Source organism: Acidithiobacillus sp. (genome assembly GCF_023229925.1).
Classification (GTDB): Bacteria; Pseudomonadota; Gammaproteobacteria; order Acidithiobacillales; family Acidithiobacillaceae; genus Acidithiobacillus.
The window spans coordinates 1-16,363 of the sequence record NZ_JALNYM010000001.1; the positions used below are offsets into that span (position 1 = coordinate 1).

At 59.2% G+C, this 16,363-nt stretch carries 17 protein-coding genes and 1 tRNA gene; 8 read left to right on the plus strand and 10 right to left on the minus strand.

The genetic code is table 11. From position 1 onward, the window contains the following. Window positions 1-214: 214 nt before the first annotated feature. From M0P56_RS00005 to M0P56_RS00015, 3 genes are read right to left on the minus strand one after another with little or no spacing between them, the layout of a single operon-like run. Entirely contained in the window at window positions 215-691 is a 477-nt protein-coding gene (locus M0P56_RS00005) for a VOC family protein (protein ID WP_291508008.1), read from the minus strand. Window positions 692-719: 28 nt separating this feature from the next. Beyond that, window positions 720-1,211 carry an arsenate reductase ArsC gene (locus M0P56_RS00010; protein ID WP_291508009.1) on the minus strand — a complete coding sequence of 164 codons (492 nt, stop codon included), beginning with the start codon at window positions 1,209-1,211 and terminating at the stop codon, window positions 720-722. After that, window positions 1,208-1,573 (minus strand): helix-turn-helix transcriptional regulator, encoded by a 366-nt coding sequence (locus M0P56_RS00015; RefSeq protein WP_291508010.1) that lies wholly within the window; start codon window positions 1,571-1,573, stop codon window positions 1,208-1,210. Before M0P56_RS00015 ends, M0P56_RS00010 begins: the two co-directional genes overlap by 4 nt. A gap of 90 nt (window positions 1,574-1,663) precedes the next feature. Here M0P56_RS00015 and M0P56_RS00020 point away from each other — a divergent pair, with 90 nt between their 5' ends. The 5 genes from M0P56_RS00020 (at window position 1,664) to amrS (ending at window position 6,307) form a co-directional block, all read left to right on the plus strand. Then, the gene (locus tag M0P56_RS00020) at window positions 1,664-2,971 is read left to right on the plus strand and encodes an arsenic transporter (RefSeq protein ID WP_291508011.1); all 1,308 of its coding nucleotides are present in this window, start codon (window positions 1,664-1,666) and stop codon (window positions 2,969-2,971) included. Between the two features lie 10 nt (window positions 2,972-2,981). Continuing rightward, on the plus strand, window positions 2,982-3,695 hold the full coding sequence (gene arsH / locus M0P56_RS00025; protein ID WP_291508012.1) for an arsenical resistance protein ArsH: 714 nt from the start codon (window positions 2,982-2,984) through the stop codon (window positions 3,693-3,695). A 117-nt stretch (window positions 3,696-3,812) separates the two neighbouring features. Beyond that, on the plus strand, window positions 3,813-4,634 hold the full coding sequence (amrB, locus tag M0P56_RS00030) for an AmmeMemoRadiSam system protein B (protein ID WP_291508013.1): 822 nt from the start codon (window positions 3,813-3,815) through the stop codon (window positions 4,632-4,634). Further along, a complete protein-coding gene (amrA, locus tag M0P56_RS00035; RefSeq protein WP_291508014.1) occupies window positions 4,621-5,229 on the plus strand; it encodes an AmmeMemoRadiSam system protein A in 609 nt (202 codons plus the stop codon). Before amrB ends, amrA begins: the two co-directional genes overlap by 14 nt. Continuing rightward, window positions 5,222-6,307, plus strand: a complete 1,086-nt coding sequence (gene amrS, locus M0P56_RS00040; protein ID WP_291508015.1) for an AmmeMemoRadiSam system radical SAM enzyme — start codon at window positions 5,222-5,224, stop codon at window positions 6,305-6,307. Before amrA ends, amrS begins: the two co-directional genes overlap by 8 nt. A gap of 21 nt (window positions 6,308-6,328) precedes the next feature. Here amrS and M0P56_RS00045 read toward each other — a convergent pair whose 3' ends face one another. Genes M0P56_RS00045 through M0P56_RS00065 form a run of 5 tightly spaced genes read right to left on the minus strand, consistent with a single transcriptional unit; the run spans window position 6,329 to window position 12,682 of the window. Then, a complete protein-coding gene (locus tag M0P56_RS00045) occupies window positions 6,329-7,438 on the minus strand; it encodes an ABC transporter permease (protein WP_291508016.1) in 1,110 nt (369 codons plus the stop codon). Beyond that, window positions 7,438-8,553 carry an ABC transporter permease gene (locus tag M0P56_RS00050; RefSeq protein ID WP_291508017.1) on the minus strand — a complete coding sequence of 372 codons (1,116 nt, stop codon included), beginning with the start codon at window positions 8,551-8,553 and terminating at the stop codon, window positions 7,438-7,440. The genes M0P56_RS00045 and M0P56_RS00050 overlap by 1 nt, the downstream gene beginning before the upstream one ends. Then, on the minus strand, window positions 8,550-10,283 hold the full coding sequence (locus M0P56_RS00055; RefSeq protein WP_291508018.1) for an ATP-binding cassette domain-containing protein: 1,734 nt from the start codon (window positions 10,281-10,283) through the stop codon (window positions 8,550-8,552). Before M0P56_RS00055 ends, M0P56_RS00050 begins: the two co-directional genes overlap by 4 nt. Window positions 10,284-10,286: 3 nt before the next feature. Beyond that, window positions 10,287-11,321: an efflux RND transporter periplasmic adaptor subunit gene (locus M0P56_RS00060; RefSeq protein WP_291508019.1), complete on the minus strand. Its 1,035-nt coding sequence runs from the start codon at window positions 11,319-11,321 to the stop codon at window positions 10,287-10,289. A gap of 26 nt (window positions 11,322-11,347) precedes the next feature. Continuing rightward, the gene (locus tag M0P56_RS00065) at window positions 11,348-12,682 is read right to left on the minus strand and encodes a TolC family outer membrane protein (protein WP_291509239.1); all 1,335 of its coding nucleotides are present in this window, start codon (window positions 12,680-12,682) and stop codon (window positions 11,348-11,350) included. Between the two features lie 103 nt (window positions 12,683-12,785). On the opposite strand from M0P56_RS00065, the gene pabB reads away from it, so the two are divergent. The 3 genes from pabB to M0P56_RS00080 all read left to right on the plus strand — a co-directional run bounded on the left by pabB (window position 12,786) and on the right by M0P56_RS00080 (window position 15,379). Beyond that, the gene (pabB, locus tag M0P56_RS00070) at window positions 12,786-14,237 is read left to right on the plus strand and encodes an aminodeoxychorismate synthase component I (RefSeq protein ID WP_291508020.1); all 1,452 of its coding nucleotides are present in this window, start codon (window positions 12,786-12,788) and stop codon (window positions 14,235-14,237) included. A 67-nt stretch (window positions 14,238-14,304) separates the two neighbouring features. After that, window positions 14,305-15,291, plus strand: a complete 987-nt coding sequence (locus M0P56_RS00075) for a lysylphosphatidylglycerol synthase transmembrane domain-containing protein (protein WP_291508021.1) — start codon at window positions 14,305-14,307, stop codon at window positions 15,289-15,291. A 12-nt stretch (window positions 15,292-15,303) separates the two neighbouring features. Beyond that, a tRNA-Thr gene (locus tag M0P56_RS00080) sits at window positions 15,304-15,379 on the plus strand. Window positions 15,380-15,555: 176 nt separating this feature from the next. On the opposite strand, the gene M0P56_RS00085 is transcribed toward M0P56_RS00080, so the two are convergent. After that, complete coding sequence (locus tag M0P56_RS00085; RefSeq protein WP_291508022.1) at window positions 15,556-16,125, minus strand: hypothetical protein; 570 nt, start codon at window positions 16,123-16,125, stop codon at window positions 15,556-15,558. Next, complete coding sequence (locus M0P56_RS00090; protein WP_291508023.1) at window positions 16,122-16,316, minus strand: hypothetical protein; 195 nt, start codon at window positions 16,314-16,316, stop codon at window positions 16,122-16,124. The genes M0P56_RS00085 and M0P56_RS00090 overlap by 4 nt, the downstream gene beginning before the upstream one ends. Window positions 16,317-16,363 lie beyond the last annotated feature (47 nt).

The following is a 16,363-nucleotide window of genomic DNA, read 5'->3' on the forward strand; positions in this document are numbered from 1 at the left end:
CTATCCCATCGCTATCGGCGATACTCCAGGAACCCTCTCGCAGGCGTGTCATCCATGGCAACAGTGCTGGAAACAATTCAGCTACGACAATCCACAGGCACATTAAATACCCTATGATTATTGGGTGACCATTTACGGGGCACACCGCCGCCCATCGCGGGTTGCGCGGCTCCTCCGTGAAAAACGTGGGCCAACGCTTACAGCAGGTTGATGTTTACCCGTTGGAGCGCTCCGCAGGAGGCTGGGTGCCGGGCACCAGATAGGTTGCTTCCTGATCGGCAGGCATCTCGGTGAGTTCCTCCGGGGTCAGGCGCGCGTAGACTTCCAGGTTGTAACCGGTGGGGTCGCGCAGCCAGAGTTCATGGAGGGGCGTGCCCCGCCAGGTGGTGCGGGGAGGCTTGACGATCTCGGCACCAGCGGCCTGGGCGCGGTGGTAGCTTTCGACGACCGCTGCGCGGTTGGGTACACCTAAACCCAGGTGATAGAGGCTATAGGTGTCCAATGCTTCACCTTTATCGTTGACCAGCAGCACCAGATTCAGGCGCAAGTGGGGCACGATGAAGGTGCTGTAACGTGTCGTCCGATCTTTGGGTTCAACACCGAAAAACTGCACGTAAAAATCGGTACTCGCCGCGAGGTCAGCAACGCGGATGCTGATATGAAATTCTTGGGGATCAACGATCATGGACATCGTGATGTGCTCCGTAGAATGGGGTGACTCAGGGTTCCAGGCTGCCAATACGGGCCAGTTCCGCACGCAATTGTGCCGGGTCTTTTTCCATGAGCTCTGCCACAGGCAATTGGCACATGGTCTCAATGCGATGCCGCAAAATACGGTAGGCTGTGTCGAAAGCGGCTTCGATTTCACTTTCGCTGCCGGTAGCTTTGGCAGGGTCTTCCACACCCCAGTGGGCGCGGATGGCCGGACCCAGATACGCCGGGCAGGTTTCGCCGGCGGCACTGGCGCAGACGGTAATGACGACGTCGGGGGTGACGGTGAGGTCATCCCAGGATTTGCTGCTGAGCCCTTCAGTAGAAAACCCCTCCCGCCGCAGCAAGGCCAGCGACCGGGGATGGACGTACCCGGCGGGATGGCTGCCCGCACTGACGGCGTGCATGGCCGGAGCCGCCAGGGCATTGAAGGTGACCTCGGCGAGAATGGAGCGGCAGGAGTTGCCGGTGCAGAGGAACAAAATTTCCGGTTTTTTCATGGCAGATTTCCTGGTGGGACGATAGGCGCTGTGGATACTTCCGCATGCGTTATGGCGCATTCCTGAGTGCCGCGGCAGCAATTTTCAGTGAGATAGGCCACTAAAGCGCGTACTACAGGCATGGCCGCACGATAGCGTTGGTAGCGGCCCTCCCGCTGCACGGTGACCAGTCCTGCATGCTGCAGTGACTTGAGATGAAAAGAGATGCTGTTGTGCGCCTGGCCCAGATGCTCGGCAAGCTCACCAGACACCAAGCCTGCGGGCTCCTGCTCCACCAGGAGCCGGAAAATATCCAGCCGTACCGGCGACGCGAGTGCCTCCAGGTAGATCACAATCTGATCCCGTTGTTCTGCCGTGTCCATAAATCAACTCCCGAACTTTCGTTGCAGTATTGACAGGAACTGGTAGCTCGTCAAGACTACGAGCCAAATTTTCTGCGGAGTAGCCGATCCATGCTGGCGGTACTGATCTTTCTGGCAACGTTGATATTGGTGGTCTGGCAACCCAAGGGGCTGAGTATCGGTTGGAGTGCTATGGGCGGTGCGGTGCTGGCACTGACGACTGGCGTCATCACCTGGAGTGATATCCCCGTGGTCTGGCACATCATCTGGGATGCCACTTTTACTTTTGTGGCGCTCATCATCATCTCGCTGATTCTGGATGAAGCGGGCTTTTTCCACTGGGCGGCGCTGCACGTAGCCCGCTGGGGCGGCGGGCGAGGGCGACTCCTGTTCCCGCTGATTGTCATCCTCGGGGCAGCCATTGCCGCGGTCTTTGCCAATGATGGCGCAGCGCTGCTCCTGACCCCGATCGTGATGGCCATCCTGTTGCAACTGGAGTTCACCCCGACCGCCACTTTTGCTTTTGTCATCGCCACGGGATTTGTGGCCGATACCACCAGCCTGCCTCTGATGATTTCTAATCTGGTGAATATCGTCAGCGCCAATTATTTCAATATTTCGTTTGTTCGCTATGCCCTGGTGATGGTTCCGGTGGATCTGGTGGCGCTGACCGCGACGCTGCTGGTGCTCTGGATCGCCTTTCGGCGGGTGCTGCCGCAGCATTACGGCACGGCGCATCTCCCGGAACCGGCAACAGCGATCAGGGACCATCTGGTGTTTCGCGCCAGCTTTCCGGTGCTGGGCCTGCTGCTCATCGCCTATTTTGTCACCGCGCAGTGGCAGGTGCCCGTCTCTGTGGTCACTGTTACGGGCGCCTTGATTCTGCTTGCTCTGGCGGGCCGCTGGTTTCGGGGTGGACGCGGCGCCCAGATTTCCGTACGTAAGGTTTTGCAGGATGCGCCCTGGAAAATTGTGGTTTTCAGTTTGGGTATGTACCTGGTGGTGTATGGGCTGCGCAATGCCGGACTGACGGCCTATGTGGCGCAGGCCCTGCACTGGTTTGGCACCCATGGGCCGGTCGCCGCCGCACTGGGTACGGGTTTTCTGGCGGCATTGCTCTCATCGATAATGAATAACATGCCCGCGGTGCTGGTGGGCGCGCTGGCTATCCATCACGCGTCTGCCGCGGCGGATCCCATGATTCGCGAGATCATGGTTTATGCCAATATCATCGGTTGTGATCTGGGTCCCAAGTTTACACCCATTGGCAGTCTCGCCACTTTGTTGTGGTTACATGTGCTGGGTCGCAAGGGGGTCACCATCACCTGGGGCCAATATATGAAGACCGGACTGCTGATCACACCGCCGGTGCTTTTGGTGACTCTGCTGGCACTCGCCTGGTGGCTGCCGTTGATTTAAGGAAAAAGCCATGATGGATACATTGCCAAATATCGACCCGGCGCTCTTGCGGATTCCCGTTTCGGCGAACTTGAAGAGCGGGACCGAATGTCTGGGAAAACCGCGCGTGCTTCTGCTGTATGGTTCCAATCGCGAGCGTTCCTACAGCCGTCTGATGGTGGAGGAGGCCGCCCGGCTGCTCCGCCTCTTCGGGGCAGAAACCCGCATTTTCAATCCCTCCGGGCTGCCTCTGGCCGATGATGCGCCCGATACTCACCCGAAGGTTCAGGAGCTGCGGGAAGCCGTGCTATGGTCGGAGGGGCAGGTCTGGTGTTCGCCGGAGCGTCATGGTGCCATGACCGGGGTATTTAAATCACAAATCGACTGGATCCCCCTGAATGCCGGGGCGGTGCGTCCCAGCCAGGGCAAGACCCTCGCCCTCATCCAGGTCTGCGGTGGATCCCAGTCTTTCAACGCGCTGAACCAGATGCGTATTCTGGGTCGTTGGATGCGCATGTTCACCATTCCCAACCAGTCTTCGGTGCCCAAGGCCTTTCTGGAGTTTGACGAGATTGGGCGGATGAAACCTTCGGCCTATTACGACCGGCTGGTGGATGTAATGGAAGAGCTTGTGAAGTTCACTCTGCTGTTGCGCAACCATGCCGAATATCTGGTGGACCGCTATTCGGAGCGCAAAGAATCCGCCGGGGAGTTGTCCCAGCGAGTGAATCAGCAGGAAATCTGAGCGCGAATCAGGGATTTTTCTGTGCGGTCTAATCACGGCCCCTTGAAAAAATTCTTTCCTATCCTGATATATCTAACATGAAGATGTTGGCCTTATAGCGGCCAGGGAGAGTGCTTCATGAATCTCGTCAGACCAGCGGCGGTGGCCGGCATGTTTTATCCTGCCGAGGCTGCTGTTTTGCGGGCGGAAGTAGGACGTTTACTGGCCAGGGCTGAAGATGCCAGCAATGTGGTGTCGGTTCCCTGGCCCAAGGCCATTATTGTCCCCCATGCGGGCTACATCTACTCGGGAGCGGTAGCCGCTTCCGGTTACGCCCTGTTGGCCACGGGGCGGGGGCGCATCCGTCGGGTGGTACTTCTCGGGCCAGCGCATCGCCTTCCATTTCGCGGCCTCGCTCTGCCTGGGGTTCAGGCCATGCAAACGCCGCTGGGTACCGTCGCGGTGGATCAGGCGGGGGTGGAAGCACTGGCCGGGTTGCCGCAGGTTCGGGAAATCGCCGCTGCCCACGCGCAGGAGCATGCCCTGGAAGTACAATTGCCTTTTATCCAGGAGGTGCTGGGTGACGTCAGCGTCGTCCCGCTGGTGGTGGGCGATGCCCGGCCGGACGAAGTGGCCCAGGTTCTGGAGAAGCTCTGGGGTGGCGAGGAGACGGTCATCGTCATCAGTTCCGATCTTTCTCACTATCACCCCTATGCCGAAGCCCGTGCGATAGACCTCCATACGGTGGAGGAAATATTGCGCTTCGATCCCATGCCCATAGACCACGAGCAGGCTTGCGGCGCCACGCCCATCAATGGCCTTCTTCCGGTTGCCCACAAGCACCACCTGCACCCACGCCTGGTGGAGCTGTGTAATTCGGGTGATACGGCAGGGTCCCGTGATGCGGTGGTGGGTTATGCCGCAGTCGCTTTTTACGGAGAGAGCCATGATCGCGCATGAAGGTGACGAAAAGACCGGTGGGCTTCCGCCGGAAGCCGGGGGAATCCTGCTTGATATAGCCCGTGCCACCATTGCCGACGCACTGAATTTGCCTGTCGAGCCCCCGGTGGTGCCGAACTGGGCGCAGCAGCCCGGTGCGACTTTCGTGACGCTCACCGAACCCCAGGGCTTGCGAGGCTGCATCGGCAGCCTGCAAGCCTATCGTCCCCTCGGGGTGGACCTGCGCGCCAATGCACTGGCGGCGGCCTTCGAGGATCCACGTTTTCCGCCGCTGGCTGTAGCGGAGTGGTCACAGGTGCGGGTGGAAGTTTCATTACTCTCTGCGCTGCAGCGCATACATTTTGACAGTGAGGAGAGCCTTTTGGCGCAAATTCAACCGCACCGGCATGGTTTGGTTCTCACTTATGGTTCGCGTCGCGGCACCTTTCTTCCCCAGGTGTGGGAAGAGCTTCCCCAGCCACGGGAATTTCTGCGGGCGCTCAAACGCAAGGCGGGTCTGCCGGCGGATTTCTGGGCCGGAGAAATGGAAGTGTATTGGTACACGGTGGAGAAATGGCGTGAAGAGCAGCCGCCAGGGGGGAGGGGCAATGGATAAGGAGACGTTTATAACGCATCCGGGCCGCTACTGGCATACACTCGCCGATGGGCGCATTCAGTGTGACCTCTGTCCGCGCGACTGCCGTCTGCAGGAAGGGCAACGCGGGGCCTGTTTCGTGCGAATGCGGGAGGGCGACACCATGGTCCTCACCACCTATGGTCGCTCCTCGGGTTTTTGTATTGACCCCATCGAGAAAAAACCACTGAATCATTTTTATCCCGGCAGCAGTGTGCTTTCTTTTGGCACAGCAGGCTGTAATCTGGCCTGCAAGTTCTGCCAGAACTGGGATATTTCCAAATCCCGCGAAATGGACCGGCTCCAGGACCAGGCGAGTCCCGCAGGCATCGCGGCAACCGCCCAGTCGCTGGATGTCAAAAGTGTGGCCTTTACCTATAACGATCCGGTTATTTTTGCCGAATACGCCATGGATACGGCGGATGCCTGCCATGCCGTCGGCATCAAGACCGTGGCCGTTACCGCCGGTTATATCCATGCGCAGCCGCGGGCGGAGTTTTTCGCCAAAATGGACGCAACCAATGTCGACCTCAAGGCCTTTACCGACGAGTTTTACTTCAAACTGACCGGGGCGCATCTCGCCCCCATACTGGAAACACTGGAGTATATCGTCAAGGAGACCCAGACCTGGCTGGAAATCACCACGTTGCTTATTCCGGGCCATAATGATTCCGAGGCGGAGATTCGCGCCGCGGCGGAGTGGATGATGGGGCATCTGGGTCCCGACGTACCGCTGCATTTCTCCGCTTTCCATCCTGACTACCGGATGCCGGATGTGCCTGCCACACCGGCAGATACCCTGGTGCGGGCACGCCGCGTGGCCATGGAGACGGGTTTGCATTACGTCTATACCGGCAATGTGCATGATCAGGCGGGCGATACCACTTTTTGTCCCGGATGCGGGGCGGCATTGATCGTCCGCGACTGGTATCAGATATTGTCGTATCACCTGACTCCGGAGGGGCATTGTCCCCATTGTGGTCACGGTATTGCCGGACATTTCGAGGCCAGACCGGGGCATTTCGGGCGCAAGCGCATTCCCCTGCGCGTCGGGGCCTGAAGAGGGTCACATTCCCTGGATTCACTGCATCCGGTGGCGGAACAACCAGGCCGCGGCGGTCATGGAACTCAGGGCGATCAGGGCCAATGGCCAGTATTGCGACCAGAGTTCGTGAAAGCCGTCGCCCTCCAGAAAAACCCCGCGCACGATCACCAGGAAGTAACGCATGGGATTGATATAGGTGAGATCCTGCACCAATTCCGGCATGTTGGCGATGGGGGTGGCGAAGCCGGAGAGAATGATGGCGGGCACCAAAAAAAGAAATACCCCCAACAGACCCTGCTGCTGGGTGACGGCGAGCGATGAGATCATCAGCCCGATCCCGATGGCGGCGAGCAGGAACAGCGCCATGCCCAGCGCCAGCGCCAGGATGCTGCCGATGAAGGGGACCTGAAACCAGAAAATCCCCGCGAGGATGATAAAAACGCCTTCCAGCGCGCCAATGATGAAGCCGGGCAGTGCCTTGCCCAGGAGGATTTCCAGGGGATTCAGCGGGGTGACGAGCAACTGATCGAAGGTGCCCTGCTCGCGCTCCCGCGCCACGGACAACCCAGTCACCAGCAGGGTGACCACCAGGGTCAGTAGGGCGACAATGCCCGGTACGATAAACCAGCGGGATAACAAATTGGGGTTGAACCAGGAGCGAACCACCAGTTGCGCCGGAGGCTTACCCCAATGGTGGGTGGCGGCCCAGTGGGTGTCGAAAGACAGGATGACACTGTTGACGTAGTTGAGTGCCACGGTAGCGGTGTTGGAGTTGCGTCCATCGATGATCACCTGCACGGATGCCGGGTGATGCAGCAGCAGGTCGCGGGTGAAGTTCGGACCGATCTGCAATACCAGTAACACTTTCTGATTGTTGATCATGGGCGCGATTTGGGCATTATGGGTAATGGCCGCCTCCTGCTGAAAGGCGGGGGAGCCCTGAAAATGGCTTAATAACTCTCTGGACGCAAAACCGGGATCCTGATTGTAGGCTGCGTAGGGGATATGATTGAGATCGAAAGTCGCGGCATAGCCGAAGACCAGCAACTGAATCAGAGGCGGACCGATCAGCACGAATCGGCTCCTTTTGTCCCGCAACAGAGCGAGGAATTCCTTGATCACCAAAGCCCAGACTCGCGCCAGCATCAGTCCAGCCTCTTGCGGGAACGACGCAGGGTAATGCCGAGAAAGAAGGTTGCCATGAGTGCCAGGGCCAGGCTGTTCCAGAAAATGACGGGCCAGACGTCACCGGCGAGGAAGAGGGTCTGCAGAATAGTGACGAAGTAGCGGGCGGCCACGATATGGGTGATGACCTGAATAGCCGTGGGCATGGACTGGATGTCGAAGATAAAGCCCGAGAGGATAAAGGCCGGCAGGAAGGTCACGATAATGGCGATTTGACCGGCCACGAACTGGTTATGGGCGGCGCTGGAGATCAGCAGTCCCATGCCCAGCGCCGCCAGTAAAAAGAGCGAGGAGCAGAGCAGCAGGATCCAGAAGCTGCCCACCAGAGGGACGGTGAAGAGCCAGACCGCCAGCGCCACCGACAGGAGCATGCCGCCCATACCGAGAAAGAAATAGGGGATGAGCTTGCCGAGGAGGATCTCCCCCATGGTCACCGGACTGGCCATGAGGGCTTCCATGGTGCCGCGCTCCCATTCCCGGGCCACCACCAGTGCTGTCAGCAGAGCACCAATGAGGGTCATGATCACGGCAATGAGCCCCGGTACCAGATAATCGCGACTGCGCAGAGCCGGATTGAACCAGATACGGTCCTGACCGGTGACCGGAATGACCAGCGCGGCCCCGGCGCTAGCAGCGCGTTGTTGCAGCCACGCCTGCCAGACACCCTGCAGGTAACCCTGCAAAATGCGGGCATTATTGGCATCCTTACCGTTGACGAATACCCCGATGCTGGTGGTGTCCCCTTGCAACACCTGACGGCTGAAGTTGCCGCGCAGCCAGAGAATACCGTCGGCCTGGCGCGCCATCACTGCCTGTCGGGCCGCTTGAATACTGCCATAGACCTGTGGCGTGAAGTAAGCCGACTGCTGTAGCCCGCCGATAAAGGCGCTGGTTTCCGCACTGGGCTGGTCCACCACCACGGCCACCGGCACATGGCGCGCGTCCAGCGATACGCCATAGCCAAAAAGAAAGAGCAGAAACACCGGCATGACAAAAGCGATGGCAATGGCGGACGGGTCGCGCCAGATCTGGATGAACTCCTTGCGAATCAGGCCGTGCAGGCGCTGGAGCTTCATGATGCTCTCCGGAGCTGGCTTTCATGATGCTGAATGAGATGGATGAAGGCCTCTTCCATGCTCGGCTCGGGGTGTGCCGGATCTTTGGCCTGATCCCGTATTTCCTGGGGGCTACCCCGGGCCAGCACCTCGCCCAGGGACATCAGGACGAGTTGATCGCAATATTCGGCCTCGTCCATGAAGTGGGTAGTGATCAACACCGTGACCCCGCCTTCGGCCAGGGCATTGATGCGCTGCCAGAATTCGCGGCGGGCGAGGGGGTCCACGCCGGAGGTGGGTTCGTCCAGGAAAAGAATGGGCGGTTCGTGCAGGAGGGCGCAGGACAGGGCCAGGCGCTGTTTGATCCCCAGTGGCAGATCGTCGGCATTGACGTTGCGATAGTCCGCTAGTTGGAATTCCCGTCGCGCCCAGTCCATACGCGTTTGTCGCGCCTCGCCGTGCAGTCCGTAGGCGGCCGAGAAAAAGGCCAGGTTCTGGTCGGCGCTGAGGTTACCGTAGAGGGCAAATTTCTGGGCGACGTAGCCGATGCGCCCCCGAGCCTGTGCGGAGGCATGGCGCATATCCACCCCGGCAATTCGCAGGGTGCCGGAAGAAGCCGGGAGCAGGCCGCAGAGCATGCGAAAGGTGGTGGTCTTGCCCGCGCCGTTGGCGCCCAGCAGGCCAAATATCTGACCTTTGCGAACGGTGAAGGTGTTGCCTTTAACCGCCTCGAACTTGCCGTAGAACTTGCACAGATCGCGCACTTCCACCACGGTTTCTGCTTCCTGGTCCGTGGGCGGGGCGGCGGCTGGAGGGTCGGACATGATTTCGGCATCCGGGTCTTCGGGGGCACCTAACAGGTCGACAAAGGCATCTTCAAAGGTGGGTGTCGCAATCTGCCAGTTTTCCCCCGCCACGGCATGGGGCTGGGTATCCCGGCAGAGCACGCGCACGCCTTCGGCGAGGATGCGCGCGTCCTGGACGCTGGCCCGGTGTTGCAGGGTTTCCCGTAGGTGGCGTTTGCTCACCGCCGCCTGGGTGACCAGGAAACAGCGCCCGTTCAGCGGCTGGTGGAAGGCCTCGGGGCTGTCCTTTTTCAGGAGCTTGCCCTGATGCAGCAGAATGATTTCGTCACAGCGCTCCGCCTCGTCAAAATAGGCGGTGCTCATGAGCACCGTAACGCCCTGTTTACTGAGTCCCTGGACGATCTCCCAGAGTTCGCGGCGGGCGATGGGATCCACGCCCACCGTTGGCTCGTCCAGGAGGAGCAGTTGCGGGGCACGCAGCAGGGCGCAAGCGACGCCGAGTTTTTGTTTCATGCCGCCGGACAGCGCTCCGGCGCGCCGGGCACCAAAGGGACCGAGCGCCGTGAGTTTGAGCAGTTCCTGCTGCCGGGCGGCTGCCGCCACCGGCGTCAATCCCTGCAAATCGGCGTACAGGTCGAGATTCTCCTGCACAGTGAGATCTTCATAGAGACCAAAGCGTTGTGGCATATAACCGATGGCCGCCTGCACCTGTTTCGCCCGGAGGCGGGTGTCGGCGCCGAAGACGGATATCGTGCCGCTGTCGGGGACCATCAGCCCGGCGGCAAGACGCATCAGCGTGGTCTTGCCCGCCCCGTCAGGTCCCAGAAGGGCGGTGATGGAGCCGGAGGGGAGACTCAGATCCAGGTTGCTCAAAGCCTGCACCCGGTCTTTGCCGCGGGCGAAGCTTTTGCTGACCTGGCTGAAACGCAAGGGCGTGTCGGTCATGGCTCAACGTCCGCAGACGTTCGTATCTCGATTCTGTGGCGGATTATTTCGGAGCGGAATCTGTACCGTCACGGGCATGCCCAGGCGCAACTGGTGCCCGGGATTACAGGCATAAATACGCACCCGATACACCAGCTCGGTGCGCAGATCCGTGGTTTGTACGGTTTTTGGGGTGAACTCGGCAGTGGGCGAAATAAAACCGACCCAACCGGCGAAATGCTTGTCTGGAAAAGAATCACTCTCGATGTCGGCCTGCATGCCGAGGCGCACCTGCCCCAGTGATTTTTCGGGCAGATAGGCACGTACCCAGACGGGATTGTCCAACGCGAGGGTAAAAACGGGCACCTGTGGACTGGCCATATCCCCCGGTTCGAGGATGCGGTCCTGTACCACGCCCTCTTGCGGCGCGAAGAGTTGGGTGTCCACCAGTTGGCGCTGTGCCAGATGCAGAGCGGCCTGCTCGGCGGTGAGCTGGCTGCGGGCAGCGGCAATGTCTTCCTTGCGCGGCCCTTTGATCGCCAGGGTCAGGCCCTGTTGGGCATGATCCAGATTGGCCCGGGCGGTTTTCAGGGCGGCGGCTGCATTATCCAGATTCTGCTTGGGTACATATTGCTCAGCGGCCAGCGCCTGCTGCCGGCGCCAGGTGATTTCCGCATTGGCCAGGGTAGCCTGAGCGGCCGCGGCGCTGGCCCGGGCTGCCGCGATTTCTTCGGGGCGGGAACCGGCTAGAAGACGGGCGAGCACCTGTTCTTGCGTGGCGACACTGGCCTGATCACGGTCCACCGCGTCCAGAAAGCGGATCGGGTCGAGTTCCGCCAGCAACTGGCCTTTGTGGACGCGGTCACCCTCCTGCACCGCGAGACGCAGGATGCGTCCGCTGTCGTCGAAAGCCGCCTGCACCTGGCGGATATCCACATTCCCATAAATGGTGACCCGATCGGCGGGCGCCATAGGGCGGGTTTCCCAATAGGCCACTCCGGCACCGATGGCGAGAATGACCGCCGCGGCAATGACCATCCTTTTTTTTGCAGTGGCCATGCGTCATATACTCCCAGGCTAGTGGACTATGGGTTTGCGCTATTGTCCAGCAAGGCATTGATGGCTTCGAGGTCCGCCATATTGATCTGACCCGAGGCGGCCTTGAGTTCTACCCGCGCTATGATCTGATTATAGAACGCCACATTGTAGTCCTGCTCGGCGCGGATGTAATCCGTGGCCGTCTGCAGCAGGTCGATGATGGAGCGGGTACCCACCTCATAACCCTTGCGCGTGCCTTCCAGGGAAACTTTGGCCGAGGCGGCAGTCTCTTGGGCGGCGCGCAATAGAGCCACGCTATCTTTGAGATTGAGGAAGGCGGTCTGGGTACTGAGCGTGACTTCATCGCGGACATTGGCGACGTGATCAACACTGGCGATGGTCTGCGCCTGTGCCTGTTGTACGGAGGCAGAGGTGTGTCCGCCCTGATAGAAGGGTACGGAGAGGTTGAGGCTCACCCCGGCCTGATTCATGGCCATGCCGGGGAAGGGGCTACCCAGGGAGTGTTGTGCGATACCCTGAAGATTCACCACCGGCCAGCGCGCACGGCGGTTATATTCGACCTGGTCCTGCGCGGTTTGCATCTGCGCTTCCGCCTGATGTATCAGCGGTTGATCTTTGACGGCACTCTGCACCCAGGTGGTCATATCGTCCGGTTGAGGACCCATGGCCTCATAATGCCCCAGGTTGTCGAGCACGCCGATGGGATGATGGGTGAGCCGTTGCAGGCGGCGCTGAGCAACAGCGACCCCGTTGCGGGCCGTGATGAGATCGGCTTTGGCGGCATCAAGGCGAGCTTGTGCCTCACGTACGGCAATGATGTCCCCGGTGCCGATTTTCAGAGTGGCGTCCGTCTGCTTGTAAATACTTTCGAGCAGCGACTTCTGTTTTTCGGCAACATGTTTCTGGGCTTGTGCCTCCAGTACGCTGAAGTAAGCCTGAGCCACCTTCAAAGCCAGTTGTTGCTCGGTATACGTGAGGCCTGCTGCGCTCGCCTGAATCTTGGTGTTGGCTTGCTTGAGCGCTGTCCATGCCTGCCCGTCAAAAACGGATTGGGTAATGTTGACGCTGTAGCTGTCTGACAGGTAGGCGCGATTGATGGGCTGCGCGCCAAAGCCGGTGATGTCGGCGGTGTTAAAGCCGACACCGGCACCAGCACCCACATGGGGGAGCAGGGCGGAACGAGCGAGGGGCTTGTCCTGCATCTGTGCCGACAGCTCGGCGCGAGCTTGTGCCAGTGCCGGATCTGTCCGGTAGGCCTGTTGATACGCATCAATGAGGCTTTCTGCCCCGGCGGGCGTCGTGCCCAGAATCAATACCGCCATGAGAAGCGAAAGACGTGGGGAGAGACGATCTGCGCGCATGGGAATGACCCTGTCGTTACGGTAAGGCCACAAGATACTGACCGCTCGGTCAGCCGTCAAGGAAGAATCCCGCAGTGATGTGTCCCAGAGCGGCGTCCGGGGAATGGGCAAAATCACGCTTCTCCCTTATGCTGATGCTCCCGTTTCAGTGGACGCCGTGCTGCTTATGCCTCACCCCGTACTGACCCAATGTGTGGTGCCTTATCCTGAGCATGTCGCCACGGTGTTCGCGCCGCTCGCCGCCACGCCGTGGTCCTTCTTTCTGGATAGTGGTGCGACGGTGTCCCCGCAGGGGCGTTACAGCATACTGGTGACGGCACCGCGCCAGCGTCTGTGGCAGGCGGCGGGGCAGCTTTGGATTGCCGATGGGGATGATCCCGCGCGGCGCTCGGCGCTTTCGCTCTGGGAGGCGTTGCGCGCGTCGGTGACAAGGCTCCCCGATGCCGCTTCTCTGCCCGCAGAACTACCATTTGCGGGTGGAGCGCTGGGTTATCTGGCCTATGATTTTGGGCTGGCGGGGCAGGGCATTTCGCCGCCTCCTACACCGTCGCTTCCTGAAGCGGCCTTCGGTATCTACGATACGGCGCTGCTGGTCGACCACCATGGGCGCCAGGCTTGGCTTTGTGCGCCCGAAGACCGGATGGTGCAGGCACTCGCGGAGTGGCAGCCACGCCTGGCTCGGGCGACGGCATATGCCCCTGATCCATCTTTCCAGGTGCAGGGGCCAGTGCAGTCGCTCTGGAGTCGCGGCGACTATGCCGCAGCTTTTGGTCGGGTGCAGGACTATATCCAGGCGGGTGACTGCTATCAGGTGAACCTGGCCCAACCCTTTGCCGTCCCATACGCGGGATCGCCATGGTCGCTTTACCAGCACCTGCGGACGGTCAATCCGGCGCCCTTTTCGGCATATTTGTCCTTGCCCCAGGGTGCGGTGCTGAGTTTTTCCCCAGAACGGCTGTTGCGGGTTCAAAAAGAGCGTTTACAGGCCCGCCCCATCAAAGGGACACGTCCTCGTCTGGAGGACCCGCAGAAAGACCAACAGATGGCGCAAGCACTTTTAGCCAGCGCCAAGGATCGCGCCGAGAACGTGATGATTGTCGATCTGTTGCGCAACGATCTGGGGCGGGTGGCAGCGATTGGTTCGGTGCAGGTGCCGCAACTCTGCGCGCTCGAATCTTACGCCCACGTTCATCATCTGGTCAGCGTGGTGGAGGCGCAGTTGGCGTCGGGACAGGATGCCTTGAGTGCGCTGGGGGCCTGCTTCCCGGGGGGATCTATTACCGGCGCCCCTAAACGCCGGGCCATGGAAGTCATCGCGGAACTGGAAGCCGGGGCACGCGGCCTGTATTGCGGAAGTGTTGGTTATCTGGATCAGCGCGGCGAACTGGATATGAATATTGCCATTCGCACTATGACGGCGGTTCAGGGGGAACTGCGCTTTTGGGCGGGGGGCGGCATCGTCGCGGATTCTGATCCGGATGCCGAGTATCAGGAGACGCTGGATAAGGTGGCCGTATTTCATCGCGAGCTTGCCGCATTGGCGGGAGAGGGGTGAGGATGTTTGTCATGGTGCCTCCATCTGGCATAGAGTCGCTGCCAGCCTTGACTGCAAAAAATTGAATATGTCCGAAGAAAACAAAAAACGTCATACCCATTGGCAATTGTTGCTGCAGGTCGTCTTTACGGTCGGCGTTCTGCTTTGGCTTCTGCACAACACCAACTGGCAGGACCTGAGTCAGCGTTTTGCGGCGCTACGCCCGTTGTGGTTTGTGGCGGCCGTGTTGTCCTATGCCATGAATCTGTCCGTGTCTGCCATACGCTGGCGCATTATTCTCATGGCAATGGAGCGCTCCGCACCCCTGCTCTGGCTGCTGCGGCTGAACTGGGTGGGTGCCTATTTCAATCAGGTACTGCCGGGTTCCGTGTCCGGTGACGTGATCCGCGCCTGGTACACCCGCCATCAGACCCACTCCATGCCGCTGGCGCTGGCCGCAGTGTTCGGTGACCGCTTCATGGGTTTGGGGGCGCTCATCGCCATTGCTGCCGTGGCCTTTGTGCTGGGCGGTGCGCGGGTGGGATTGTTGCCGCAGATGGGATGGACGATCGGGATTCTGGTCTTTGCCTACGTCCTGATTGTATTTTTGATTCTGAGCCCCTTGCTCAACTTTCTGGAAAGATTTGCGGGTAAGCTGGGTGAAAAGCTGCACGACATTCGTCTCGGTATGGGCGCGCTGCTGCGCCATCGTCTGGCACTCGGTGGCACCATTGTGCTCTCCTTTGTGGTGCAATTATTTTCCATCCTGACTTTCTGGCTGCTCGCCCGTGCCCTGGGTGAAGCCCCCGACGCCGTGGCGGTCTGGGTGGTCTGGCCAGTGATCAGCCTTTTTCTGGCCTTACCCATCTCTTTTGCAGGCTGGGGGCTGCGCGAGGGGCTGATGGTGTTTTACCTGTCTTACCTGCACATGGGACATGAACAGGCCCTGGCGCTCTCCCTTTTGCTGGGCTTTACCGTCGTGCTGACCAGCCTGCCGGGTGCGCTGCTCTGGATTGGACTGCACCGCCACCATCAGGCGCCGCCGGATTTGAAAACACCGCCCGCCTCGCGTTAAACTGCGCGTCTTGCTGGCGTAGCTCAGTCGGTAGAGCTACTGATTTGTAATCAGTGGGTCGGGGGTTCGATTCCTCTCGCCAGCACCATAAAAACAGGCACTTAGAGTTAACCTCTGGGTGCCTTTTTCGTTTCTAGTAGACACATAGTAGACGGTTGGCGTCCAATTATGTCCGGCTATGTGCTAGTTGGTGCGGTTGGCTTTAGAAGGGGAGCATCATGCAGCCCCCCCCCAAAGACCCGCCTGACTATCCGATCAGTCCGGTTAATCTACGTCAAAGACCAGCTCTTGCACCTTATTGATATCCTTCCCCACCTCTATGATCTTGGGCAGATCCATTCCAGCCATGAGTTCACTAAGCCTGCCCCGAAAAACTGATTCAACCAGCTTCCACCGTTGGATATAGGCCCCAGCAAAAATTCTGCCCCGCCAAGGTGCGTCATCTTCGGTAAACAAGATGAGCGGGTCTGTCTTTTCATATTTGCCGAAGAACTTACCATCAAATTCCAGACAACCAAAGCGTGGGTAATCTATAAGTCCAGACTTACTTCCGTTCACCCAGGTGTTAGTGTCAATTTTCTCCCGATATTCGCAGAAAGACTCTCCCCATGAATTAGCCAAATGGTATAGCTCTGTGTTGCGATTAAAGGTAATTTTTTGCGGGGCGACACGTTTTACATAGGTTCCAAAGTCTATGTACTGATCATAATTATCATAATAATAATCGTCATGGACATTGGAAATGTCGCCCTCCAAATTTCTGGTGTTAGCCAGAATCATGTTCAGAGCGAAGACGTCATTCACATAGTACGTTGATTTAAATATTTCATTCATTTCAATACCTCCTGCATCCGGTTGTCCAGTTCCTTCAGTTCCAGCCACTTCTGCATGTTGGGGACGCGCCCCTGCTTCATCCAGCCATGCAGCGTGGATACCGATATCTTGAGCTCACGGGCCACAAAACTGGGGCCGCCGAGCTTATGCACCAATTGGTGCAGATCATTGGGTGTCTCTTTAATGCTCATTGGTTTGTTCCTTCTTTAAAATGGTTACGGGAATCCACGAGTCCAGC